Consider the following 21,289-nt stretch of genomic DNA (forward strand, 5'->3'; position numbering starts at 1 on the left):
CGTATTCTTTCAGGACACCGGCGGTTTATGCGCGGCGACTCAATGGGGCGTAAGGTTATCGCTATCTGTGCCTTGCGCACACCAGCCACAGGCAAAGCTTTTACCTATTTGTTGTTGCCGCTTCAACGGATCGAGTACCCACGCCCGTGATTGCCAAGGCGGTTGATGGCGAAGATGTTGCGTGTGGCCACAAGAAAGCACCGCGATCCAGTGGCCGTCTTCATCCTGTCGAAAATCAATGATGGTGCTGCTGTGCAAAGGGCCGTCCGTCAGAGTTGCGTTCGCTTTCGGGCGAGTGCTTGGTTAAACTTGCTCGTTCTTCAATTCTCAAGCAAAGGTCTCGCCCCATGCCGATCGCCGCGAACAAGGCTGTCTCCATCGACTATACCCTGACCAACGACGCTGGTGAGGTCATCGACAGTTCTGCTGGCGGCGCGCCGCTGGTCTACTTGCAAGGTGCAGGTAACATCATCCCTGGGCTGGAAAAAGCACTGGATGGCAAGAACGTTGGCGACCAACTGAAAGTCTCCATCGAACCCGAAGACGCTTACGGCGAGTACCAGGCCGAACTGGTCAGCACCTTGAGCCGCAGCATGTTCGAAGGCGTCGATGAACTCGAAGTGGGTATGCAATTCCATGCGTCTGGCCCTGACGGCAGCATGCAAATCGTTACCGTCCGTGATCTTGACGGCGACGACGTTACCGTTGATGGCAACCACCCATTGGCCGGCCAGCGCCTGAACTTCGACGTCAAAATCGTCGAGATTCGCGATGCCAGCCAGGAAGAAGTTGCCCACGGTCACGTGCATGGCGAAGGCGGCCATCACCACTGATTTGTGCTGCTAAGCTGAGTTAGCTGGCAAGGCGCCCTGACAGGTTGTGTGGAAACGACGGTCTCGTTTTCGCGGCCTGATGCGGGCGCCTTTTTAGTCCGCTCGTTATTTGGAGTTCGTCATGAGTGCTTTTCACGACACGGTTTTAAAAGCTCTGGATGGCCAGGACCTGCCTCTCGCGCCCCTTAAAGGCAAAGTAGTGTTGGTGGTCAACGTCGCGTCCAAGTGTGGCCTGACGCCGCAATACGCAGCGCTGGAAAAGCTTTATCAGGACTACCGAGATAAAGGCTTCAGCGTGCTGGGCTTGCCCTGCAATCAGTTCGCCGGCCAGGAACCTGGCACTCAGGAAGACATTCAAACCTTCTGCAGTGTGAACTACGGCGTGACCTTTTCGCTGGGCAGCAAACTCGAAGTAAACGGCGATCATCGTCATTCGCTATACCGTCTGCTGGCGGGCGAAGGTGCCGAGTTTCCGGGCGACATCACGTGGAATTTCGAAAAGTTTCTGGTAGGAAAAGACGGTCGGGTGTTAGCGCGGTTTTCGCCTCGCACGCCGCCAGATGATATCTCTGTGATCCACGCCATAGAGAAAGCGCTTAAGTGATTGGCCCAGTTTGCCCGCCGGGCTGTCCCGCAGTCCCGGCACGTCGTCCTTTGTAGCTCCTCGTCGCTCGATGGGTCCCGCTAGTTGCCCTTAATCACCTGAATCAATAGTGCTGGCAGGCGCGGGTGACCGGTCATATGCTGAGCGCCATGGCATCGCCAATGACTTTTCGAGGAGCGCTACATGCCGGTCAAAGCTTTATTCAAACCTTTCAGCCTGGGTAGTTTGCAGCTGCCTTCTCGCGTCGTAATGGCACCGATGACCCGTTCGTTTTCTCCGGGCGGTGTGCCGAACTCCAAGGTTATTGAGTACTACCGTCGTCGGGCTGCTGCGGGTGTTGGTTTGATCATTACCGAGGGCACGACAGTCGGTCACAAGGCCTCCAACGGTTACCCGAGCGTCCCGCAATTTTTTGGTGAAGCCCCGTTGGCAGGCTGGAAAAAAGTCGTTGATGCCGTGCATGCCGAAGGTGCCAGGATCGTTCCGCAACTGTGGCATGTGGGGGCTGTGCGTCGCCTCGGTACCGAGCCTGATGGCGAGGTGCCCGCTTATGGTCCGATGGAGAAGCTCAAGGACGATAAGGTCGTGGTTCACGGAATGTCGAAACAAGACATCCAAGACGTCATCGGTGCTTTTGCTCAAGCCGCCAGCGACGCCAAGGCCATGGGCATGGACGGCGTTGAAATCCACGGCGCCCATGGTTACCTCGTCGATCAGTTTTTCTGGGACGGCACCAACCAGCGCACCGATGAATACGGCGGCGATATGGCTGGGCGCTCGCGTTTCGCCATCGAGTTGATTGAGGCCGTGCGTGCTGCGGTCGGTCCCGACTTCCCGATCATCTTGCGTTTCTCACAGTGGAAACAGCAGGATTACAGCGCGCGTCTGGTCCTGACACCGGAAGCGCTGGGTGAATTCCTCAAACCGTTGTCTGACGCAGGCGTGGATATTTTCCACTGCTCGACACGTCGGTTTTGGGAGCCAGAATTCGAAGGCTCTGAGCTCAACCTGGCGGGCTGGACGCGCAAGCTGACGGGCAAACCGACTATTACCGTGGGCAGCGTTGGCCTGGATGGCGAGTTCTTGCAGTTCATGGTCGACACCGACAAGGTCGCGCAACCGGCGAGCCTGGACAACCTGCTGAAACGTTTGAATGACAACGAGTTTGATCTGGTAGCGGTCGGACGTGCATTGTTGGTTGACCCGGATTGGGCGCAGAAAGTACGTGATGGCCGCGAACGAGACATCCTTCCCTTCAGCCGCGAAGCGTTGACCACGTTACTTTGATTGATAGCCAGTCATCTGTAGGGGCCAACTGTTGGCGAGGCGTCTCCGATCCGGGCCTCTCGCCAACGCGTTGGCTCCTACAGGTCCGTGGATTGCCAAGGATTGGGGGCAGATCGAGCTTCGGTGGAAGCGAACGTGTTCGCGAAGGCCACGCCACAGGGGTTCAAGCTAAACCTGAATATGCCCCATGGGCATCACCTTGCTCTGTTCGGACGCGTGGCGCAGTTGCCGTTCGAACACGTCGATAATCGCCTCCCAGCCCTGACGACTCGCGTGTTGCCGCGCATTCAGTCGAACCCTGCGCAAGGTTTCGCTGTCTTCGAGTACCCAGCGTGCGGCGTCGATAAAGCCTTCCTCGTCCCCAGGCATCGCCAGTGCGCCGTTGTGGCCGTGGCGAATGTGCTGCGCCGCGGCCGCTTCGTCATAAGCGATAACACCCAGGCCCGAGGCCAAGGCTTCCAGCACCACGTTGCCAAACGTTTCGGTCAGGCTCGGGAACACAAATACATCTGCCGATGCATAGTGTGTGGCCAATGCCTCTGCGCGTTGCATTCCGCAAAAGATCGCGTCCGGCAGCTGTTTTTCCATCAGTGCCCGTTGCGGGCCATCTCCCACGATCACCAGCTTCATGGTTTGTGTTGGATACGTGGTCTTCAACGCTTCAAAACTGGTTTTCAGCAGGCCCAGATTTTTTTCGGGTGCAAGCCTGCCCACATGCAGAACGGCAATGTCACCGTCGTTCAATCCCCAACGTCCTCTTAGTGTCGATGAGCGCTTCGCAGGATGAAACAACTGGCTGTCAACACCCCGCGCGAGTAACTCCACCCGCTCGAAACCGCGACGCTCAAGTTCAAGTTTCTGGCTGACGCTCGGCACTACCGTCGTTTGTGAATGATTGTGGAACCAGCGCAAGTAGTGGGTCAGTACGCGAGAGAAAAAACCGAATCCATACTCGATGCTGTATTGCTGGAAGTTCGTGTGAAAACCACTGATGACGTTTATTCCCAAACGCCTCGCCGCCCGCAACGCGGATAGACCCAACGGCCCCTCGGTTGCGATGTACACCACATCCGGCCGTTGCCGCTTCCAGCGCCGTAGCAGTTTATGCATCGACAACTGCCCCCATTGCAGGCCGGAATACCCCGGTATCGGCCAGCCACGGCATAACAACAGATTTGCGTCTGCCGCTTGGCTTTGCTCATTCACCTGACGCGGCCGAACCAATTCCACACGATGCCCGCGCAGACGCAAACCGTCAAACAGCCGCCCAAGGGTATTGGCCACGCCATTGATTTCAGGGGGGAACGTTTCGGTGATCAGGGTGATATGCAGGGGTGCGTTCATGGGATCAGTGTCGACTGATCTCATGTCGCGGATATGGCGATTGGGTGATGGATTTATGACGTGGGGATTGGCGGTGAATTTATCTACAGATGAAGGTTTTGAGTTAACACCAAGCATCTGTCTGGCTCTGGTTTGTAAGTTGAAGTTACAGTTTTTATTAAAAGTAAGATGTTTCTTACTTTATCTGGTGTGCTTGTGTAAGACGAATCCGTAAGTGTTAGTTAGGGCGAGTATTCGGTTGACTGGCTTTTTTCTGTAGGTAACGTGGGTGCTGTCTTCAGCCTGCGGGACTCAAACTATCTGAGTTACATGAAGACTCCTCCGAATATGCAGCAGCAAGCTTCAGGACTACTGCTGCCTGAAATTAATATAATAAGGAATTGTAATGCGCAATAAATTTATGTCTTTAAAGAAACGCTGTGCTGTTTTAGGTGCGGTATCGACATTGGCCCTGGTTTCTCAGCCGTCGGTAGCGGGGTCTTATCATTCGACGGTAGGACTTCCAACGATTCACTCCAAGGGACATGTGTATCGAACCCATGTGCCTGTGACAGGTATTGCCCAACCCGGTTCACGAGTGTCTACTGTCAGTTGGACGTGGAATTATGTGGGCTTTCCGCGCGGTCTTGCAGTTCAGCTATGCCAAGGGACAGTAAATAAATGTCACGATGTGTCGCGTCAACGCTCAGGTTCGACAAGTTGGTTTGGTGGGAATAATCCATCGCAAGCGTTCTTTTTCAGAACAATGGTGGTAAACAATAGAAATAGTTCACCTGTGCCCATTGGGGCTCAGGGCGCGGCGGTGACTGTGTCGTGGTGATCTGATTTTGATTGCCGTCTCGGGGAGCATCCTGAGACGGCAATAGTTTTTACAAGTCTGCCATTCGTTTGAATTCATTTGGTAACGCGTCGTAGTAGGCGAATACCTTGTTAAGAACGTCTATAGCAGCGGTGCCCTTGGCTATTTCTGATTTATAAAGCTGCGAGAGCCCGCCATGTTTTTCCTGCCGAACCTGTTCATAGTATTCCTGCATTTTTTTCGTATAGACTTCACCCGTCGCGCTAAGTTTTATAATTGTTTCTTCAGAAAGATCTATTAAAGGCCCGTCAAGCGAGTCGCATCCGTAAGCTTGCGCCCACATCGCCGCTCTTTCTGGATCTCTGGTAGCATCATCCATTATCCAAGCACGAAGTTCAGTTGCTTTTGCGCTGCGTACATAAGGTATTTCGACGGTCTTATTTGTCGCATTGCTCAGTATTTCGGCGAACGATGTTGCTTGTCGTGATTCCTCGGCTTTTTTATCTCCCGTGGGTCGAAGCATCTCATTGCTGATTATCACAGCGGTTGAGGTTGTCATATTTGACATGGCCATATCACTCCTTCGTATTGGCATTGCCAATATTGCAATGTATATGCCAGTTTCCGATGCCGATATGTCACAAGATATAATATGCAGGGCGATCCGTCTGTAGGAGCCAACTTGTTGGCGAGACGCATTATGCACAGTATCTCGCCAGTCGCCCCGTCAACAAGTTAGTCCCTACAGAAATCAAGACCGTGTCCTCATGCTCGTTACAAACAGTATTAGACCGGCAACCGCTTGCCTCTCTTCGGTAAAACGAAGCCTCAGCGGACCCCACGACATATCCCTTTGATTACCTCCAAGGTAATTGAGCCCATTCGAGCCATGGATAGAATCGGTGATGGGTTCTGCAAACGCCGGTGTGCACGTCAATACCGAGCAGAACACACACACCTATCCTTGTTCGACTCGGGAAATGATTACCATGTCTAGATTCATTGTTCATACCCTTCAAACCGCTCCAGAAAAATCCAGGCAGACCCTGCAGCTGCTCATTGAAAAGTTCGGGTTTTTGCCGAATGTCATGGCTACGATGGCTGAGAGCCCGGTGCTGCTAAACGGGTTCGCTGGCAGCTTCGGCAGTTTTCACGGCGGCAGCTTGAATGAATGCGAGAAGCAGACGCTGCTGCTGACCAATGCGGTTACTTTAAAATGCCCGTGGACAGTGGCCGCGCATTCTACGTTTGCCCTTGAGGACGGCATGACGCAGAGCGACGTTAACGCTATCCGCAGTGGGAAACTGCCCAAGGATGCGAAGTATTCGGCGCTTTCGGCAATCAGCAAAGCCCTGATGGAGAAGCGCGGGCATCTGACCGAGGCTGATATAAACGCCTTCACGTCCGCGGGTTATTCCCAAGGGCAGATTTTTGAAGTCATCACTGGCGTTGGTATTTCGACCATGGCGGCCACCACCACCAACATGGCCAGCACCCCGGTTGAGGAGCGCTTCCAGGCTCAGGTTTGGTCGCACGCTTAATGGCCTGATCGCGCAGGGTTCGGTTCGCGCCGATCCTTGCACGGTCAGCTTCAAGCCTTATAGCAAATGGAGAGTGTGATGAGTTCAACCAGCATCGCTACTAAGGCGCCAGCCACCGAGTTGGGCCGGTTGTTGCGCCATTGGCGCGACATGCGCGGTAAAAGTCAGCTGGACCTGTCGCTGGATACGGGAGTGTCGCAGCGGCATATCAGTTTTATCGAAAGTGGCCGCAGCGTCCCTGGCCGCCAGACATTGATGGACATCGCGCAGTCGCTTGACATTCCTTTGCGCGATCGCAACAGCCTGTTATTAGCGTCGGGTTATGCGCCCCTATATCCCGAGAGCGCTTGGGATGCCTTGGAAATGCACAGTATAAAAAAGGCGCTGGATCGCATTCTGCGACAACATGAGCCGTTTCCGGCGGTGGTGATGGATCGTTATTGGAATGTGCTGATGACTAACGCGTCTGCGCCACGCTTCTTTAACTGCTTTATTAATATGGCCGCGCGTAAAAGCCCCAGGAACATGTTGCACCTGATGTTTGATCCAAATGGGATGCGCCCGTTTGTGGCCGATTGGGAAGGGGTTGCGAACAGTCTGATTCAGCGGGTACATCGAGAGTCCGTCGGGCGGGTGGTCGATGAGAAGACCAAAGCGTTAATGGCTGACTTGCTCGCTTATCCAGACGTAGAGCGCGAATGGAAGTCTGCTAAGAGTTCTAGCGCGGAGTCTGCGATGCCGTTCGTACCCATGGGTTTTATAAAGGACGGCAATATTCTTAACTATTTTTCGATGGTCACCACGGTGGGTACTCCGCAAACCATCGCCGCGCAGGAACTGCGTATTGAATGCATATTCCCTGCGGACGATGCCACCGAACGGCTTCACGGGCAGATGATGAACAACCTGCCGCCCTCTGCGAGCCCACCGGTTTGACTGAATTCAATGACTCGGTTAGTAGTTCACTGAAGGTGTTTCATTAACCTAAGGTACGGACCAGGTGGGTCATGACTTCGGTCAGGTTCTCAGGATCCAGCCCCGACACGCGGTGTTCGTCAGCGAAAGAGTACGCAACGGAAAACACACCGCCAGTGATAAACGTATAAGTAGGTTCGTCTTTTTCGAGAATGCGTTGCACGGCTTCATTGGTCAGTGAAGCCGAATAAATGACCAAACGTTCGGTCAGGTTGTTAACGCCGTTGAAAAACACCTCGTCAGGGTCTATTCCCGCCAGTGCCGCGCTCAGTAATGGGCGCACGGTTTTCGCCAATTCGTTCGAGCCTTCCTGATGTGGGGGTACAGCTGGGTTGTCGTTGCTCATGGTTATTATCCTTAATCTAGCGTCCATGCTATTGAGCATCATGCTCGTTTGAGTGGTGCTAATGGACGGTTTGTGTGGAGCAGCCATTAGAGCGGATCGCGCCAATTGAAAGCACATAGATAACTACCATGCTCAGCCTTTGCGCCCAGTCGCCTGTTGCTCTACGGCCACATGCCCACCTTCACGGACCCAGAATAAGGTCGCCCCAGCCACGGCGGCAGGCATCATCAGCAAGTTGACGAAGGGAATCAGCAGTACCAGATAAACAATCCCGCCAAAACCCAAACTCTGCCAGCGTTTGGCCCGCAGCCAGGCGAGCATTTCGTTCCAGCCGAGTTTGTGGTTGTCGGCGGGGTAGTCGATGTACTGAATCGCCATCATCCAGACGCCGAACAGCAGCCAAAGCGGCGCGGCGATGACGTTGACTACTGGGATAAACGACAGGATCAGCAGCCCGAGTGCGCGGGGCAGAAAGTAACCCAGTTTGCGCATCTCGCGGCCAAGGGTGCGCGGTACCATTTCAGCTAATTCAGCCCAGCTGAACGTTGGGAAATCATCGGTACCGCGTAGGACCACCTCGACCTTTTCCGCCAGAAAGCCGTTGAACGGCGCGGCGATCACATTGGCGATCATGGTGAAGGTAAAGAACACCATCAATATCACCAGAGCGACGAACAACGGCCAGATGATGTAGTTGAGGAAGCTCAGCCACGTTGGCAGTTCAGGCATGAACGTGTCGATCCACATGCCGAATTGATGCATCGCGAGATAGATCAGACCGCCGAATAACACCAGGTTGATGGTGAGCGGCAACAGGACAAACAGGCGCAGTCCAGGGCTAAGGACCAGCTTCAGGCCTTCGCGCAAGTATTGGGGGCCAGAGAGAACAGGGGCGGGCATGGCAGCTTCCGATCAGGGCAATCCGGCAGACCTTACCGGCTTTGGTGACGGTGCGAAAGTGGCGACATTCGCAGTAATAATCGCGGCAGGGTAAAATCCAGGTAATTAGCGGATACCTATGGCGCGGTATAGAAATGGTCTATGAGGTGGATTGTGAAACCATATTTCCTTAATCTGCGCCTCCTCGGATAAGCTTTGCGGCCTATACCCAGGCTTGGCAACACCCAGGCGACGGCGCTGGCCGCAGCCTCAATTTTCAGGATCGCCATGTTTAAGCCTTCCCCAAGTGCTTGTGCGGTCTTTTTTATTCCAGCCGGTACGCCGGCGTTCCGACCCTGCGTCACGGTGGTCGGTCAATAGGAGCGTGTCATGTCTGAAGTACGTCATTCGCGAGTGATCATTCTCGGCTCCGGCCCTGCCGGTTACAGCGCTGCGGTCTACGCGGCACGAGCCAACCTCAAGCCATTGCTGATTACCGGTATGCAAGCGGGCGGTCAATTGACCACCACCACCGAGGTCGATAACTGGCCGGGCGACCCCCATGGCCTCACCGGCCCCGTGTTGATGGAGCGGATGAAAGAGCACGCGGAACGTTTCGAGACTGAAGTGGTGTTCGACCACATCAATGCTGTGGACCTGGCAGGTAAACCCTTCAGCCTTAAAGGCGACAACGCGACATACACTTGCGACGCTTTAATCATCGCTACGGGTGCCAGCGCACGTTATTTGGGCTTGCCATCGGAAGACGCGTTCATGGGCAAAGGCGTCTCTGCCTGCGCAACGTGTGACGGTTTCTTCTACCGCAACCGTGAAGTGGCTGTGGTCGGCGGCGGTAACACTGCGGTCGAGGAAGCGCTGTATCTGGCCAATATCGCCAGCAAAGTCACGTTGGTTCACCGCCGTGAAACCTTCCGTGCCGAGAAAATTCTGATCGACAAGCTGCATGCGCGTGTTGCCGAAGGCAAAATTGTGCTCAAGCTCAATTCCACTCTGGAAGAAGTGCTTGGCGACAACATGGGCGTGACCGGTGCTCGCTTGCGTAACAACGATGGCACCAGCGATGAGCTGAAAGTTGACGGCGTGTTTATCGCCATCGGCCACACGCCGAACACTGCGCTGTTCGAAGGCCAACTGACGCTGAAAGACGGTTACATGGTGGTTCAGGGCGGTCGAGAAGGTAATGCGACAGCGACCAACATTGACGGTGTGTTCGCTGCGGGTGACGTGGCTGACCACGTTTATCGCCAAGCGATAACCTCTGCCGGTGCCGGTTGCATGGCCGCATTGGACGTTGAACGTTACCTCGACGGTCTGAAGGACGCTTCTTTCTAAGCGTCTTCTTACTCTTTATCTGCTTCCCTGATAAAAGACCTGCAAAAAAAACCGGCAGCCGCCGGTTTTTTGTTGCGTGTCACAACGTCACTCTTTACGAGTAAGTGGCGCGCCTTCGAACGTCACTCCGGCCAAACCGTTGGCAATCAAAGAGCGAATATTGGCGTGATCGCTGCCCTCGGGTGTGGCCTGGACCAAGCGATAATGCTCGCCGAACGCCAGTAGGGTTTCTTCGTCGCTGAAACCCTCCAGCAAGGCCAGACCGAGCGTCTTGCATGAACCTTCGTTTTGTCCGGCGGCATTTTCAACGTTACCGTTGGTGAACGCCTGGGGCTGGTAGGCGTAACCCTCGGCAACGAAGGTAAGCGTGTCGGCGAAGGCGTGCTGGCCGCTGCGCAGACTGGCGCGCAGTGTGTTCAAGTCAGTCATGTTTCATATCCTTGGCGAACGCGGCACTCTGCTCAGCGCTGGCTTCTTGCTGGAATTGACTCTTCCATTCGCCGTACGGCATGCCATAAACCACTTCGCGGGCATCATCGAGGGTAATGTCGATATGCTTTTCGTCGGCAGCGGCTTTGTACCATTTGGACAGGCAGTTGCGGCAGAAGCCGGAAAGGTTCATCAAATCGATGTTTTGCACGTCTTTGCGACTGTCCAAATGCGCCACCAGTCGGCGAAAGGAAGCGGCTTCGAGTTCAAGGCGTTCTTGGTCAGTCATGATGGGCTCGGGCAGGCGATTGATGGTTGGGATGATAAGACCGCGAACAGCTGAGTCAAGCCATTCGACCCGCAACATTAACTTTCTGTAGCCAACTTGTTGGCGAGATTTCTCATCGGTTTGCCTCGGAAATCTTTCGCCAACAAGTTGGCTCCCACAGCTACGCAGATTAAGGGATCCGTCGGATCTAGCGCTGCCCAGCCAAGGTAATCGACACCGACTCGGCAAACCGCAGGGCATGGGGTTTGTCGACTTCCACTTCTGCGTACATGACGGCTTCGTGGCTCATCACCAGATCGAGCACTTCCTGGGTCAGCCGTTCGAGCAGCGCGAAGCGATTACCCTCCACATGCTGGATGATCGCCTTGGTAATGGTCCTGTAATTCAGCGCATGGTCTATGTCGTTATCACGCACCGCATCTTGCGCGGCGTACAGAATCGTCAGGTTTATCAGCACGTCCTGTTTGTTGACGATTTCGTCTTCATTAATACCGATAAAGGTGCGCAAACACAGGTCTTTGACCCGAATTCGCGCGGTACCAGGTTCAAGTCTTGGCATGCCTACCTGCTCCGTCCGATCAATTGCAAAAACTCCTGACGGGTTGTGCTTGAGTCACGGAATGCGCCAAGCATCACCGAGGTCATCATGGTCGAATTCTGCTTCTCGACGCCGCGCATCATCATGCACATATGTTGCGCTTCGATCACCACGGCCACACCTGCGGCGTTAGTCACTTCTTTAATGGTGTCGGCAATTTGCCGGGTAAGGTTTTCCTGAATTTGCAGGCGCCTGGCGAACATGTCGACAATGCGTGCAATTTTTGACAGCCCCAGCACTTTGCCCGTCGGGATATAAGCCACGTGGGCCTTGCCGATGAAAGGCAGCAAATGATGCTCACACAGCGAGTACAACTCGATGTCTTTGACGATCACCATTTCATCATTGTCGGAAGCGAACAATGCGCCGTTGACGACCGTTTCGATGCTTTGTTCATAACCTCGGCACAAGTACTGCATTGCTTTGGCGGCACGCTTGGGAGTGTCCGCCAGTCCCTCGCGATCAGGGTCTTCACCCAAGCCGACAAGAATATCGCGGTAGTTCTGTGGCAGGGATAAGGTCATCAGAAGTCCTCACGGGGCGGCTTACTTAACGTGCCGACCGCCGTTTACAGTCAAAGTTGTGCCGGTAACATAGGGGTTGTCCAGCAGATAGCGCAGGCTCTGATAGATCACCTCGGCTCCGGGCTCGATGCCCATGGCGGATTTGGTCAGGGTACTGGCGCGGTACGCCGCGTCGTCGTCAGGTTGAAACATCAACAGCGCTGGCGCGATGCCGTTGACTTTGATTTGGGGGGCCAATTTGGCTGCAAAGGACAGGGTCAAGCTTTCAAGTCCGGCCTTGCTGGCACAGTAGCCAATGTGTTTGCTGCTGCCCTTGCGGGTGACGTCATCACTTATGTGGACAATGTCGGCCACCGGCGAGCATTGTAGCAGTGGGGCGCAGTGCAGGTTTATCAGGTACGGCGCCAGCATATGCACGCCGAACATCTGAGTAAACGCTGCGGCTTCATCCCCGGGCGTTTCTGCCAACCACTGCGACGCATTGTGAATTATCGCCCGCAGGCTGTCGGTGTGGGTGTTGAGTTCTTCGATGAACGCCAGAATGCTCGCTGCAGACAAGAAATCGGCATGGATCGCCACCGCCCCCAAATCCCGCAGTTGCTGCACCCCGGGACGTTCGCTGCGGTAACTGAAGATGACCGGTTGACCGTCCGCCAACAAGCGTTTTGCGCAATGCAGGCCGACTCGCTGGCTAGCGCCAGTAATCAGAACGGGTGGGGTGGGAAAAGCCATCGGACAACTCACGCAACGCAGTAAAGGCCGGGGCGGGCAATGAAAAAGCCAGCGCGCTCAGGCCAACGAAGCCATCAACTGGCTATTATCTGCAGCAAAGTTATACCAATGACTACGACCGATACAACCCGCACGGCGCGATGGGGAGTGTTTGCACGTCGAGAGGTTAGCGGCTGGTTGCCGATTCGCCAGCGCAGACCTGGGAACGAGGTGCGCTGTGCAGCCAGCGGGCAAGCATGCGCGTGGAGAGCGGAATAAATAGAAAAACCATGAGCGGGGTGAGGGCCAGGGTACTGATCAATACCCGGGTGACCAATGAGAGTTCGCCGAGTAACGGGCCCAGGACGAAATTGAACAATAAGGAAACCGGGAAGAATGCCAGCCAGATTGCCACGGCCTGCTTCCAGCGCGGCGGCGGACGCTGACCCGCTGTGCCAAACCAGCCTTCGATACCGCTGACACGGTGTTCAGACGGTTGCGCAAATAGACCGCTGCCACGCACCAGCCAAGTGCTTCTCGAAGCAGAGTGCTCCCAGGCGTGCATCGTATGTTGGTCGGAAAATCGAAAAATTATCTGGAACTCATCGCCATCAGCTGGCGGAGCCAGAACGCCCGAACCCAGGTAGCCGGGGAAATCGGTGGCCAATTGTTCGCCTTCGCGTAGCCACGAAAACAGCTCTTCATAACGGCCGTGAGCGACACGACGGGCAACCATCAGGGTGACGGGGGAGGTAGACATTGTGTATCTCCATAAGACAAAGCGAGGTTCCTGGGTAAGGAATTCTCATAACGCAGCACCGGGGTGGTGGGCTGCGCCTAAAAACAGGCAAGGATTATTCCTGAATTCAAAAAATAAGCCACCGTCTCATGGTTTCGGAACTTTGTTTGCGCGGCAGGGTTATGAGTACAATGCCCAACTGTATTCAATCGATGCCTGCCATGACTGATTCTATGATCGGACCCGCTCTAGGTAGCGGCCTGCAGCTGGACGGCCTGAAGCAAGAAGAATTATTCCCTATCCGCGAAGTGTCCCGCATGACCGGTATCAATCCGGTCACCCTGCGTGCGTGGGAACGGCGTTACGGGCTGATCCAGCCAACTCGAACGGAAAGTGGCCATCGCCTGTATTCTCAAGCTGATATTGAAGAAGTTCGCAGCATTCTGGGCTGGATCGAGCGCGGTGTAGCCGTCAGTAAGGTCGGCAAGATTCTCGCGAAAGCCAGCATTGCCAAAGGACTGTCCGGCGACATCCAGGCTGATGGCTCGCTGAAGGAGTGGAAGGAGTGGCAGGCCCAAGTGCGCCGCGCTACTCGCGGGTTCGACGAGCGCCGTCTGGAGCAGTTATACGGCCAGATATTCTCCAGTTATCCGATGATCGTAGTTTTTCAGGATATTTTCATGCCGGTGTGGCAAGAATTCCTGCTGCATCAAGATCAGTTTGGTCAAGTCAGTGAGTGGCTGTTCCTCGATAACTTTCTGCGCGGGCGAACGCTGCAGCGCTTGCAGATGGCCCGAGGCACGGCACAGACCAGCGTGCTGCTGGCCGCCATTCCCGGCGAATGCCGAGAGCTGGAGTTATGGGTAGCGGGTCTGTTGCTGGGCGCGAATGATCTATCGGTCAGCGTCTTGGCTCTGGGTCAACCATTAGAGGAATTGAGCCTTGTCTGCGAGAAAATTCAGCCGCAGGCTTTGGTGGTGTATTCCAATCATCCTCCAGCCGATGACCTGCCTCGTCGTTTGCAACGGTTGGCATTAATGCTGGATTGTCCGATTTTGCTGGCGGGTGAGGCTTCAGACCTGGCGCAAGACAGTTTGGCTGGCTCGCCGATTGCCTGCATTGGAAGCGATGGCCGTCAGATGCAGCGCTGTTTGCGGCAGTTTTTGGCGGGGCATCTGGATACGTAGGTAGTGAGAGTCGGTTGCGAGATTGCACGTTCCGTAGGGCCAACTTGTTGGCGATATATAAACTGCACCAAAGCTCCCGAATTCACCGCCGGCTGCTTCGCCAACAATTTTGGCTCCTACAGAGTCAGCGGCATCGTGCTACTCAAGCGGGGATGGGGTGTACCAACTGGTGCTGCTGCAAGATGTACTGGCGTAAGCGCTCAGTGTCTTCCGTATTCCTCTGGCTCAAGCGGTAGGCCGCCAGGCCCTGTTCGGTGAGCCGTTCGAATGTACCGCGCAAAGCGATGGGCGCATGGCCCGCCGGTGAAAACCACAGCGAAAAATATTTGGGCGGTTTGGTGGCTTTGCGGTTTTCAAGCAAAATGCCCTTGAACGAGATTTCATGCACCCACAACGCCGACAGCGAGCCCTTTTCAGTTTCCAACGGCAGCGGTGCCGGGAGCGTCAGGCGCCAGGGGCGAGAGGTCGGGCCTTTGTCGTCGTAAATACTGGGCGCGCCCAATTGCAGGTGCATGGCGTGGAATTCGTCTTCCACCAAGTGCAAGGGAAAGGTCATTTGCTGGTGTTCGAAATGCGCTTGAAGGGTGACTTGCTCATGAGCTGCCAAGCGTGTCAGCAGTTCGTGAATCTGCACGCCGCCGTTAACCAGCAGGCTGCGTGACGGATCCCGTACATTCAGCTTAGGGTTGTGCTGCATCTTCTTAATGAAGTCCAGCTCATCCTGAGTAAGCAGGGTATCGCGCTGCATGGCAAAGCTCGATTGTTCGATGAATGGTATGAAGACAACTAATCGGGTGGTTAGTTACGGCCGTCGGTCACTTTTTAACAAATTTATCTCCGCTTGCGCCAGCGCTAGTTCTGCTTCGAGCGCAATAACACGTTGTTCCGCTTCTACCTGTTTGCTGACGTTTTTCTGAATGCCTATAAAATAGGTTAGCTGATCTGCCTCGTTGAACACCGGTGTGATGGACAATTCGTTCCAGAAGGCGCTGCCGTCTTTACGATAATTACGCAGCACTTGACGGCACGGCAGGCCCTGCGCAATGGCTGTGCGAATGACCGCCAGAGCGGGTTCGTCGCGTTCGCCAGCCTGCAAAAAGCGACAGTCGCGGTAAAGAATGTCTACGGCCGAATAGCCGGTCAGGGTCTCGAACGCTTGGTTCACATAGATAAGAATGTTGTCGTCGCCTTCCTGCTCCGCGACCACGATCCCGTCATTAGAGGCGTTGATCACCAATTGCAGCAGTTTTGCATTTATCACGGAAAACTTCCGACATGATTATCAAGGCAACAGTCTAAGACATCGAGCCCGGTTGGGGCATACTGCAGCCGTTTTTTACTGCGCTTACAGGATCCATTTATGAGAATCGTCATTTTTTCAGGTTCGGTCTACGGTTCTGCCGAAGAAGTCGCCCGGCATGCAGAGCATATTCTTCGCGACGCCGGTCATGAAGTCTGGCACAACCCACGCGCTTCGCTGGCTGACGTCCAGGCCCACGCGCCCCAAGCATTGCTGGCAGTGACATCGACCACTGGGATGGGCGAACTTCCTGACAACTTCTTGCCGCTGTACTCGCAGATTCGTGACGTTTTACCTGCCGCTTGGCGCGGGCTGCCTGGTGGTGTGATTGCCTTGGGCGACGCCAGCTATGGCGATACCTTCTGCGGCGGCGGCGAGCAAGTGCGCGAGCTGTTCGCAGAATTGGGTGTTCGGGAAGTCCAGCCCATGTTACGACTCGATGCCAGCGAAACGGTTAATCCTGAAGCCGATGCCGAGCCTTGGCTGGCAGCGTTTATTGAGCAACTCAGTGCCTGATCGGGTCTCTGTAGGAGCCAACTTGGTGACGATATAAGCTGCGCCGCAGCGTTCCAGATCCTGCCTCGCCAATACAGTGGCTCCCCCGCAGACTGTGCTTGGGCATGTGGTCTAAATGGCCGTTTGGTCTGAGATGACTCGCTCGGCCAGTAAGCTGGCTGCTAACGCAACTACACAGATACTCAGCTCTGACTAGACTGATCGGCACACCCTCTATAACCCATAAGAACAATTGCCGAGGTGAACGCCGTGAATGTTGCCCAAGTTTTGCCGTCCCCCAATGTCCAGGGTCAAGTAAGCGCCACTGAATGGCAGACCCGGGTTGATTTAGCAGCGTGTTATCGACTGGTCGCGATGCACGGTTGGGATGATCTGATCTTCACGCACATTTCTGCCAAAGTACCCGGCACTGAAGATTTCCTGATCAATCCGTACGGCTTGATGTTTCATGAAATCACCGCGTCGAGCCTGATTAAAGTCGATCAAGCCGGTAATAAGTTGATGGACACCCCGTATGAGATCAACCCAGCGGGTTACACCATCCACAGCGCCATCCACGAAGTACGCCACGATGTCGCCTGTGTCATTCACACCCATACGGCCTCCGGGGTCGCGGTGTCGGCACAAAAGCAGGGAATACTGCCGATCAGCCAGCAGTCGATTTTTATCCTATCGAGCCTCGCCTATCACGCCTACGAAGGCGTCGCGCTTAATCACGAAGAAAAAGCTCGTCTGCAAGCTGATTTGGGTGATAACGCCTTCCTGATGCTCAACAACCATGGGCTGCTAACGTGCGCCAACAGCATTGCCGATGCCTTCTTGATGATGTTCACGTTCCAGCGTGCCTGTGACATTCAGGTGTTGGCGCAAAACGGCGGTGCTGAGTTGATTCCCATCAACGGCCAAATTCTGGCCGGTGCTAAAGCAATGGTGGCCATGGTGACTAAAAGCCCACAAGGCATGGGCGGTGCCTTGGCCTGGCCGGCGTTATTACGCAAGGTCGATAAGCTCGATCCAAGCTACAAAGAGTAATGCCACTGGCCGGATCGAACAGGCAAATTAACTACAAGCGTGCTCAGAAATTGCCTGTTCTGACGGTGTTTCCCTTGCGCGCATCCTGCTGCCTTATTGCGTACTATTCAGCACGGACTGAGTTGATTGTGGCTGGACGTCGAGTGATCGACACTCAATCCATTGCCTATCTTTGCTGGAGCTGTCCATGAGTGAGCCTGTGCGTTTTGAAGATAAAGTCGTCATTGTCACCGGCGCTGGGGGCGGTCTGGGCCGCGCCCATGCGTTGTTATTTGCTAAACATGGCGCGCGTGTGGTGGTCAATGACCTCGGCGGCTCGGCGCGCGGCGAAGGTGCAAATGCTTCGGCGGCGGACCGCGTGGTGGCCGAGATCCGTGAAGCGGGCGGTACTGCCATCGCTAACCACGACTCGGTGACTGACGGCGACAAGATCGTCCAGAATGCGCTGGATGCTTTTGGTCGCATCGACGTGGTGGTCAACAACGCGGGCATCCTGCGCGACAAAACCTTTGCGAAGATGGACGACGCCGATTGGGATCTGGTCTACCGCGTTCACGTTGAAGGTGCTTACAAAGTAACCCACGCCGCCTGGCCGCACATGCGCGAGCAGAACTACGGACGGGTGATTTTCACCGCTTCAACTTCTGGCATCTACGGTAACTTCGGGCAGTCAAACTACGGCATGGCCAAACTGGGCTTATATGGCCTGACTCGAACCTTGGCCCTGGAAGGTCGCAAGAACAATATTCTGGTCAACGCCATTGCCCCAACCGGCGGTACACGCATGACCGAAGGCCTGATCCCGGCGGCTGTGTTCGAAATGCTTAAACCCGAACTCATCAGCCCATTAGTGGTATTCCTCGGCAGCGAACAATGCACCGAAACCTCCGGCTTGTTTGAAGTCGGCGGCGGCTGGATCGGCAAAACCCGCTGGGAGCGCAGCATCGGCGCGGGCTTTGACCCCCGTGCTGGCTTTAGTCCTGAAGACGTGGCAGCCAGTTGGGACAAGATCGGTGACTTTGAAGGGGCTTCGCATCCGAAAGATACCGCTGAGGCGCTGAATGAAATGATGGCGAACTTGCAGAGATATGCTCAATAGAAACTAATGCGTTTTTAAACTAAGCCGATCAATTGATCGGCTTAGTTGTTTTTGTAGGAAGATTATTAGTTGGCGTGTAGGGCGATTCTGTAATTAAACTTTGTAGATAGAGTTGCCTAAAGTTTTTTCATATGGCTTCCGATAAGACGGGAACATTGACGTCGAATGCGGAGGTGATGATGTTATACAGTTTTGACGCCGTTCAGGCACGGCTAGAAGATTATGTCTATGTGCCGGATAAAAACTTCAAACTAACCAGTAATGGTTTTCCTTCAATGGAGGCTAGCCTCGCTCAGAAGTCGCGGCAATATTGGGCTGATACGAGCATACCCAGTGAGGTGAAGCTGGAAGGCCTAGACTTTGATTTATCTGAATTTGATCCTGAAAACACTACAACCCGCGAGTTGATGAACCTTAGCAACGCCCTTGAGGATCTTGGTATCATAGATCGGGATGTAGGATTTCATATTGGCTCCATGAATTGTGATTTCAATTCAGCGGGTAATCAAACTAATTTTGACAAAAAAATTGATGCATTCGCTTTTTTACGGTTCTGTCTCGACTCTACTAAAAAATACATTGATGAAGGTCATGGTTTTGCCAAGGAAGTGCTAGTTAGCACGAATACAGCCCTGACGGTGATGGTGGCGCTTAAAGAGCAGGGCGAAAAGACTAGGAAAAATTCACTGATTGATGCGCTGGTATAAATATTTTTGAAAGTCGACTTTAACCGCTGCTTAGCAGCAGCGCCAATTGATCGGCTTAGTTTTTTTGTAAGAAGATTATTAGTTTGCCTGTAGGACGATTCTGTAAATAAACTTTCTAGATAGGATTGGTTAAAGTTTTTTCATGTAGCTTCCGATAAGACGAGAACAGTAACGTCGAGTGTGGAGGTGATGATGTTATACAGTTTTGACGCCGTTCAGGCACGGCTAGAAGATTATGTCTATGTGCCGGATAAAAACTTCAAGCTGACTCATACCGGCTTTCCTTCAATGGAAGCCGGTCTTGCTCAGAAGTCGCGGCAGTATTGGGCCGATAAAAGCATACCCAACGAAGTAAAACTGGAAGGGTTAAATTTCGATCTGTCTGCCTTTGATGGCGAAAACACTACAACCCGCGAGATGATGGCACTCAGCGTTGCCTTGGAAGAACTCGGCGTGGTCGATAGAGATGTAGGAAGCATTATAGGTGGGATGAATTGTGATTTTAACTCAGCGGGTAATCAAATTAATTTTGGCAAAAAAATCGACGCGTTCGCTTACTTGGCGATCGCTCTTGATGATATTAAAAAATATATTGATGAAGGTCATGGTTTTGCCAAGCCAGTGCTGGTGAGCATGAATACTGTACTGACGGTGATGTTGGCGCTGAAGGAGAGGGCGGAACAAGCAAAAGCAAGCTCGCTGATTGATACACATGCATGACGGCTTCAATAATTAAATCGGGCCGCTGCATAGCTGCATAGGAAGATTATTAGTTGGCGTGTAGGGCGATTCTGTAAGTAAACTTTGTAGATAGAATTGCCTAAAGTTTTTTCATATGGCTTTCGATAAGACGGGAACAGTGACGTCGTGTGTGGAGGTGATAATGTTATACAGTTTTGACGCCGTTCAGGCACGGCTAGAAGATTATGTCTATGTGCCGGATAAAAACTTCAAGCTAACCAGCAATGGTTTTCCTTCAATGGAGGCTAGCCTCGCTCAGAAATCGCGTCAGTATTGGGCTGATAAGAGCATACCCAATGAGGTGAAGCTGGACGGTCTGGACTTTGATTTATCCGAATTTGATCCTGAAAACACGACGACCCGCGAATTGATGGCGCTTAGAAATGCCCTTGAAGACCTAGGTATCATCGATCCGGATGTTGGCGGTATCATTGGCCCAATGAATTGTGATTTTAATGCAGCGGGTCATCAAACTAATTTTGGCAAAAAAATTGACGCTTTCGCGTACTTGAGGCTCGTTCTGGATGACACAAAAAAATATGTTGAAGACGGTCATGGCTTTGCCAAAGGAGTGCTGGTTAGCATGAATACCGCGCTGGCGGTGATGCTGGCGCTTAAGGAGCGCGCCGCAGAGGCGAAGGCAAATTCACTGATTGATACGCGGGTATAAAGCCCTCTGAAAAAATAGCTTGAACCGCTGCACATCAGCAGCGGTTCAAGATTTACGTTTTCAGTTGTAAGTTAGAGCGGGACGGAAAATGTACCGCCGCCATATACGGTAGACGTTTGTTTATTTCGATTGTCGATAACGAGACGATAGGTTCCCGAGCCATACTGTGAAGCGGGGTTCATCGTAGAGCCGCTGCGGTCCGACCATATGCCATTTATCAATTGTTCGACCTTCACAAGCGTCAACCCCAGCCGAAACTTGTGATAAGTAGTCGCACACTTCGCCGTATAAGGCCCATAAACGACCTTCAACTCTCCCGCTGCCGCAGTTCCCCCATAAATGCTGCCGCTGTTAATGAAGCAAACTTTGTTCAACGGGGTCGTCCAGCCCTGAGGTGAAGCCATTGCGCTCCCGCTCATTTGCAGCAAACCCAGTGCCAAAACCAATGCACCTGTTTTCTTATTCATGATGAAACTCCTGTGTCTATCAAAGGGTCAAGGCACGCGCCCTGTCCAATACCGGCCCAACGTTTGTTGAATCTCGATTTGGTAAACACAGTTCAATCACAGTTGGTTGTGGTCTTGAAGCCGAAAAAGATGTAGGAATTTTCCACGTAGATAGGTTGGCAGGCATGTTTTGTAATGGTTCGTGGGCGCTTTCCGAGTTCGCTGTCGGATCCCAGACAAAAAAAGGCCGCTGTATCAACAGCGGCCAAAAAGACGTGGACCAGGAGCTTCAAAATCAACGTCGGTTTACCTGGGATAAAAAACGCTTACACAGTGCAAT

At 53.6% G+C, this 21,289-nt stretch carries 27 protein-coding genes and 1 pseudogene; 14 read left to right on the forward strand and 14 right to left on the reverse strand.

Annotation, left to right across the window (positions count from 1 at the left end; all coding sequences use genetic code 11):
• Nucleotides 1–39: 39 nt before the first annotated feature.
• Nucleotides 40–379, reverse strand: a pseudogene (locus JWR17_RS14040) (DUF3565 domain-containing protein).
• Here JWR17_RS14040 and JWR17_RS14045 point away from each other — a divergent pair.
• From JWR17_RS14045 to JWR17_RS14055, 3 genes are all read left to right on the forward strand, one after another.
• Nucleotides 348–833, forward strand: a complete 486-nt coding sequence (locus JWR17_RS14045; protein ID WP_299832442.1) for a peptidylprolyl isomerase — start codon at nucleotides 348–350, stop codon at nucleotides 831–833. The pseudogene JWR17_RS14040 and the gene JWR17_RS14045 overlap by 32 nt on opposite strands.
• A gap of 121 nt (nucleotides 834–954) precedes the next feature.
• Nucleotides 955–1,437, forward strand: coding sequence for a glutathione peroxidase (locus JWR17_RS14050; protein WP_299832444.1), 483 nt, complete (start codon nucleotides 955–957; stop codon nucleotides 1,435–1,437).
• 183 nt (nucleotides 1,438–1,620) lie between these two features.
• A complete protein-coding gene (locus JWR17_RS14055) occupies nucleotides 1,621–2,724 on the forward strand; it encodes an NADH:flavin oxidoreductase (RefSeq protein ID WP_299832445.1) in 1,104 nt (367 codons plus the stop codon).
• A gap of 168 nt (nucleotides 2,725–2,892) precedes the next feature.
• Here the strand turns inward: JWR17_RS14055 and JWR17_RS14060 are convergent, their stop codons facing one another.
• A complete protein-coding gene (locus JWR17_RS14060) occupies nucleotides 2,893–4,068 on the reverse strand; it encodes a glycosyltransferase family 1 protein (RefSeq protein WP_299832446.1) in 1,176 nt (391 codons plus the stop codon).
• Nucleotides 4,069–4,468: 400 nt separating this feature from the next.
• Here JWR17_RS14060 and JWR17_RS26350 point away from each other — a divergent pair, with 400 nt between their 5' ends.
• A complete protein-coding gene (locus JWR17_RS26350; protein ID WP_366944155.1) occupies nucleotides 4,469–4,888 on the forward strand; it encodes a flagellar protein FlhE in 420 nt (139 codons plus the stop codon).
• Nucleotides 4,889–4,937: 49 nt separating this feature from the next.
• Here the strand turns inward: JWR17_RS26350 and JWR17_RS14065 are convergent, their stop codons facing one another.
• Nucleotides 4,938–5,441: a hypothetical protein gene (locus JWR17_RS14065; RefSeq protein ID WP_299832448.1), complete on the reverse strand. Its 504-nt coding sequence runs from the start codon at nucleotides 5,439–5,441 to the stop codon at nucleotides 4,938–4,940.
• A 415-nt stretch (nucleotides 5,442–5,856) separates the two neighbouring features.
• Between JWR17_RS14065 and JWR17_RS14070 the strand changes: the two genes are divergently transcribed.
• Together JWR17_RS14070 and JWR17_RS14075 are read left to right on the forward strand one after the other, a co-directional pair.
• Nucleotides 5,857–6,408 carry a hypothetical protein gene (locus JWR17_RS14070; protein ID WP_299832450.1) on the forward strand — a complete coding sequence of 184 codons (552 nt, stop codon included), beginning with the start codon at nucleotides 5,857–5,859 and terminating at the stop codon, nucleotides 6,406–6,408.
• A gap of 78 nt (nucleotides 6,409–6,486) precedes the next feature.
• A complete protein-coding gene (locus tag JWR17_RS14075; RefSeq protein ID WP_299832452.1) occupies nucleotides 6,487–7,344 on the forward strand; it encodes a helix-turn-helix transcriptional regulator in 858 nt (285 codons plus the stop codon).
• A 43-nt stretch (nucleotides 7,345–7,387) separates the two neighbouring features.
• On the opposite strand, the gene JWR17_RS14080 is transcribed toward JWR17_RS14075, so the two are convergent.
• The gene (locus tag JWR17_RS14080; RefSeq protein WP_299832454.1) at nucleotides 7,388–7,729 is read right to left on the reverse strand and encodes a hypothetical protein; all 342 of its coding nucleotides are present in this window, start codon (nucleotides 7,727–7,729) and stop codon (nucleotides 7,388–7,390) included.
• 132 nt (nucleotides 7,730–7,861) lie between these two features.
• On the reverse strand, nucleotides 7,862–8,629 hold the full coding sequence (cysZ, locus tag JWR17_RS14085) for a sulfate transporter CysZ (protein WP_299832456.1): 768 nt from the start codon (nucleotides 8,627–8,629) through the stop codon (nucleotides 7,862–7,864).
• A 369-nt stretch (nucleotides 8,630–8,998) separates the two neighbouring features.
• Between cysZ and trxB the strand changes: the two genes are divergently transcribed.
• A complete protein-coding gene (gene trxB / locus JWR17_RS14090) occupies nucleotides 8,999–9,961 on the forward strand; it encodes a thioredoxin-disulfide reductase (protein WP_299832458.1) in 963 nt (320 codons plus the stop codon).
• 87 nt (nucleotides 9,962–10,048) lie between these two features.
• On the opposite strand, the gene JWR17_RS14095 is transcribed toward trxB, so the two are convergent.
• The 6 genes from JWR17_RS14095 to JWR17_RS14120 all read right to left on the reverse strand — a co-directional run bounded on the left by JWR17_RS14095 (nucleotide 10,049) and on the right by JWR17_RS14120 (nucleotide 13,272).
• Nucleotides 10,049–10,390 (reverse strand): HopJ type III effector protein, encoded by a 342-nt coding sequence (locus JWR17_RS14095; protein ID WP_299832460.1) that lies wholly within the window; start codon nucleotides 10,388–10,390, stop codon nucleotides 10,049–10,051.
• Nucleotides 10,383–10,679 carry a DUF1244 domain-containing protein gene (locus tag JWR17_RS14100; RefSeq protein ID WP_299832462.1) on the reverse strand — a complete coding sequence of 99 codons (297 nt, stop codon included), beginning with the start codon at nucleotides 10,677–10,679 and terminating at the stop codon, nucleotides 10,383–10,385. Before JWR17_RS14100 ends, JWR17_RS14095 begins: the two co-directional genes overlap by 8 nt.
• Nucleotides 10,680–10,866: 187 nt before the next feature.
• Nucleotides 10,867–11,238: a dihydroneopterin triphosphate 2'-epimerase gene (folX, locus tag JWR17_RS14105; RefSeq protein ID WP_299832464.1), complete on the reverse strand. Its 372-nt coding sequence runs from the start codon at nucleotides 11,236–11,238 to the stop codon at nucleotides 10,867–10,869.
• A 2-nt stretch (nucleotides 11,239–11,240) separates the two neighbouring features.
• Nucleotides 11,241–11,801, reverse strand: coding sequence for a GTP cyclohydrolase I FolE (gene folE, locus JWR17_RS14110; protein WP_299832466.1), 561 nt, complete (start codon nucleotides 11,799–11,801; stop codon nucleotides 11,241–11,243).
• Between the two features lie 21 nt (nucleotides 11,802–11,822).
• On the reverse strand, nucleotides 11,823–12,533 hold the full coding sequence (folM, locus tag JWR17_RS14115; protein ID WP_299832468.1) for a dihydromonapterin reductase: 711 nt from the start codon (nucleotides 12,531–12,533) through the stop codon (nucleotides 11,823–11,825).
• A 166-nt stretch (nucleotides 12,534–12,699) separates the two neighbouring features.
• Nucleotides 12,700–13,272 (reverse strand): antibiotic biosynthesis monooxygenase, encoded by a 573-nt coding sequence (locus tag JWR17_RS14120; RefSeq protein ID WP_299832470.1) that lies wholly within the window; start codon nucleotides 13,270–13,272, stop codon nucleotides 12,700–12,702.
• A gap of 200 nt (nucleotides 13,273–13,472) precedes the next feature.
• Here JWR17_RS14120 and JWR17_RS14125 point away from each other — a divergent pair, with 200 nt between their 5' ends.
• Nucleotides 13,473–14,438: a MerR family transcriptional regulator gene (locus tag JWR17_RS14125; protein ID WP_299832472.1), complete on the forward strand. Its 966-nt coding sequence runs from the start codon at nucleotides 13,473–13,475 to the stop codon at nucleotides 14,436–14,438.
• A 142-nt stretch (nucleotides 14,439–14,580) separates the two neighbouring features.
• Here JWR17_RS14125 and JWR17_RS14130 read toward each other — a convergent pair whose 3' ends face one another.
• Both JWR17_RS14130 and JWR17_RS14135 read right to left on the reverse strand, forming a co-directional pair.
• Complete coding sequence (locus tag JWR17_RS14130; protein ID WP_299832473.1) at nucleotides 14,581–15,186, reverse strand: hypothetical protein; 606 nt, start codon at nucleotides 15,184–15,186, stop codon at nucleotides 14,581–14,583.
• 54 nt (nucleotides 15,187–15,240) lie between these two features.
• Nucleotides 15,241–15,699 carry a PAS domain S-box protein gene (locus JWR17_RS14135; protein WP_299832475.1) on the reverse strand — a complete coding sequence of 153 codons (459 nt, stop codon included), beginning with the start codon at nucleotides 15,697–15,699 and terminating at the stop codon, nucleotides 15,241–15,243.
• Between the two features lie 99 nt (nucleotides 15,700–15,798).
• Here JWR17_RS14135 and JWR17_RS14140 point away from each other — a divergent pair, with 99 nt between their 5' ends.
• The 6 genes from JWR17_RS14140 to JWR17_RS14165 all read left to right on the forward strand — a co-directional run bounded on the left by JWR17_RS14140 (nucleotide 15,799) and on the right by JWR17_RS14165 (nucleotide 20,503).
• Nucleotides 15,799–16,254, forward strand: coding sequence for a flavodoxin (locus tag JWR17_RS14140; protein WP_299832477.1), 456 nt, complete (start codon nucleotides 15,799–15,801; stop codon nucleotides 16,252–16,254).
• Nucleotides 16,255–16,503: 249 nt separating this feature from the next.
• Nucleotides 16,504–17,286 carry a class II aldolase/adducin family protein gene (locus JWR17_RS14145; protein WP_299832479.1) on the forward strand — a complete coding sequence of 261 codons (783 nt, stop codon included), beginning with the start codon at nucleotides 16,504–16,506 and terminating at the stop codon, nucleotides 17,284–17,286.
• A 187-nt stretch (nucleotides 17,287–17,473) separates the two neighbouring features.
• Nucleotides 17,474–18,385 carry an SDR family oxidoreductase gene (locus JWR17_RS14150; RefSeq protein WP_299832481.1) on the forward strand — a complete coding sequence of 304 codons (912 nt, stop codon included), beginning with the start codon at nucleotides 17,474–17,476 and terminating at the stop codon, nucleotides 18,383–18,385.
• 131 nt (nucleotides 18,386–18,516) lie between these two features.
• On the forward strand, nucleotides 18,517–19,092 hold the full coding sequence (locus JWR17_RS14155) for a hypothetical protein (RefSeq protein WP_299832483.1): 576 nt from the start codon (nucleotides 18,517–18,519) through the stop codon (nucleotides 19,090–19,092).
• Nucleotides 19,093–19,284: 192 nt separating this feature from the next.
• Nucleotides 19,285–19,812, forward strand: a complete 528-nt coding sequence (locus tag JWR17_RS14160) for a hypothetical protein (protein ID WP_299832485.1) — start codon at nucleotides 19,285–19,287, stop codon at nucleotides 19,810–19,812.
• Between the two features lie 163 nt (nucleotides 19,813–19,975).
• Nucleotides 19,976–20,503 (forward strand): hypothetical protein, encoded by a 528-nt coding sequence (locus JWR17_RS14165; RefSeq protein WP_299832487.1) that lies wholly within the window; start codon nucleotides 19,976–19,978, stop codon nucleotides 20,501–20,503.
• Nucleotides 20,504–20,574: 71 nt separating this feature from the next.
• Here the strand turns inward: JWR17_RS14165 and JWR17_RS14170 are convergent, their stop codons facing one another.
• Nucleotides 20,575–20,970, reverse strand: coding sequence for a hypothetical protein (locus tag JWR17_RS14170; protein WP_299832488.1), 396 nt, complete (start codon nucleotides 20,968–20,970; stop codon nucleotides 20,575–20,577).
• Nucleotides 20,971–21,289: the final 319 nt, after the last annotated feature.

The organism is Pseudomonas sp. (genome assembly GCF_028293835.1).
In the GTDB taxonomy this organism is placed as follows: Bacteria; Pseudomonadota; Gammaproteobacteria; order Pseudomonadales; family Pseudomonadaceae; genus Aquipseudomonas.

Coding starts and splice junctions, on each gene's coding strand:
- JWR17_RS14045 (WP_299832442.1), top strand. CDS start 348: ATGCCGATCGCCGCGAACAAGGCTGTCTCCATCGACTATACCCTGACC.
- JWR17_RS14050 (WP_299832444.1), top strand. CDS start 955: ATGAGTGCTTTTCACGACACGGTTTTAAAAGCTCTGGATGGCCAGGAC.
- JWR17_RS14055 (WP_299832445.1), top strand. CDS start 1,621: ATGCCGGTCAAAGCTTTATTCAAACCTTTCAGCCTGGGTAGTTTGCAG.
- JWR17_RS14060 (WP_299832446.1), bottom strand. CDS start 4,068: ATGAACGCACCCCTGCATATCACCCTGATCACCGAAACGTTCCCCCCT.
- JWR17_RS26350 (WP_366944155.1), top strand. CDS start 4,469: ATGTCTTTAAAGAAACGCTGTGCTGTTTTAGGTGCGGTATCGACATTG.
- JWR17_RS14065 (WP_299832448.1), bottom strand. CDS start 5,441: ATGGCCATGTCAAATATGACAACCTCAACCGCTGTGATAATCAGCAAT.
- JWR17_RS14070 (WP_299832450.1), top strand. CDS start 5,857: ATGTCTAGATTCATTGTTCATACCCTTCAAACCGCTCCAGAAAAATCC.
- JWR17_RS14075 (WP_299832452.1), top strand. CDS start 6,487: ATGAGTTCAACCAGCATCGCTACTAAGGCGCCAGCCACCGAGTTGGGC.
- JWR17_RS14080 (WP_299832454.1), bottom strand. CDS start 7,729: ATGAGCAACGACAACCCAGCTGTACCCCCACATCAGGAAGGCTCGAAC.
- cysZ (WP_299832456.1), bottom strand. CDS start 8,629: ATGCCCGCCCCTGTTCTCTCTGGCCCCCAATACTTGCGCGAAGGCCTG.
- trxB (WP_299832458.1), top strand. CDS start 8,999: ATGTCTGAAGTACGTCATTCGCGAGTGATCATTCTCGGCTCCGGCCCT.
- JWR17_RS14095 (WP_299832460.1), bottom strand. CDS start 10,390: ATGACTGACTTGAACACACTGCGCGCCAGTCTGCGCAGCGGCCAGCAC.
- JWR17_RS14100 (WP_299832462.1), bottom strand. CDS start 10,679: ATGACTGACCAAGAACGCCTTGAACTCGAAGCCGCTTCCTTTCGCCGA.
- folX (WP_299832464.1), bottom strand. CDS start 11,238: ATGCCAAGACTTGAACCTGGTACCGCGCGAATTCGGGTCAAAGACCTG.
- folE (WP_299832466.1), bottom strand. CDS start 11,801: ATGACCTTATCCCTGCCACAGAACTACCGCGATATTCTTGTCGGCTTG.
- folM (WP_299832468.1), bottom strand. CDS start 12,533: ATGGCTTTTCCCACCCCACCCGTTCTGATTACTGGCGCTAGCCAGCGA.
- JWR17_RS14120 (WP_299832470.1), bottom strand. CDS start 13,272: ATGTCTACCTCCCCCGTCACCCTGATGGTTGCCCGTCGTGTCGCTCAC.
- JWR17_RS14125 (WP_299832472.1), top strand. CDS start 13,473: ATGACTGATTCTATGATCGGACCCGCTCTAGGTAGCGGCCTGCAGCTG.
- JWR17_RS14130 (WP_299832473.1), bottom strand. CDS start 15,186: ATGCAGCGCGATACCCTGCTTACTCAGGATGAGCTGGACTTCATTAAG.
- JWR17_RS14140 (WP_299832477.1), top strand. CDS start 15,799: ATGAGAATCGTCATTTTTTCAGGTTCGGTCTACGGTTCTGCCGAAGAA.
- JWR17_RS14150 (WP_299832481.1), top strand. CDS start 17,474: ATGAGTGAGCCTGTGCGTTTTGAAGATAAAGTCGTCATTGTCACCGGC.
- JWR17_RS14155 (WP_299832483.1), top strand. CDS start 18,517: ATGGCTTCCGATAAGACGGGAACATTGACGTCGAATGCGGAGGTGATG.
- JWR17_RS14160 (WP_299832485.1), top strand. CDS start 19,285: ATGTTATACAGTTTTGACGCCGTTCAGGCACGGCTAGAAGATTATGTC.
- JWR17_RS14165 (WP_299832487.1), top strand. CDS start 19,976: ATGTTATACAGTTTTGACGCCGTTCAGGCACGGCTAGAAGATTATGTC.
- JWR17_RS14170 (WP_299832488.1), bottom strand. CDS start 20,970: ATGAATAAGAAAACAGGTGCATTGGTTTTGGCACTGGGTTTGCTGCAA.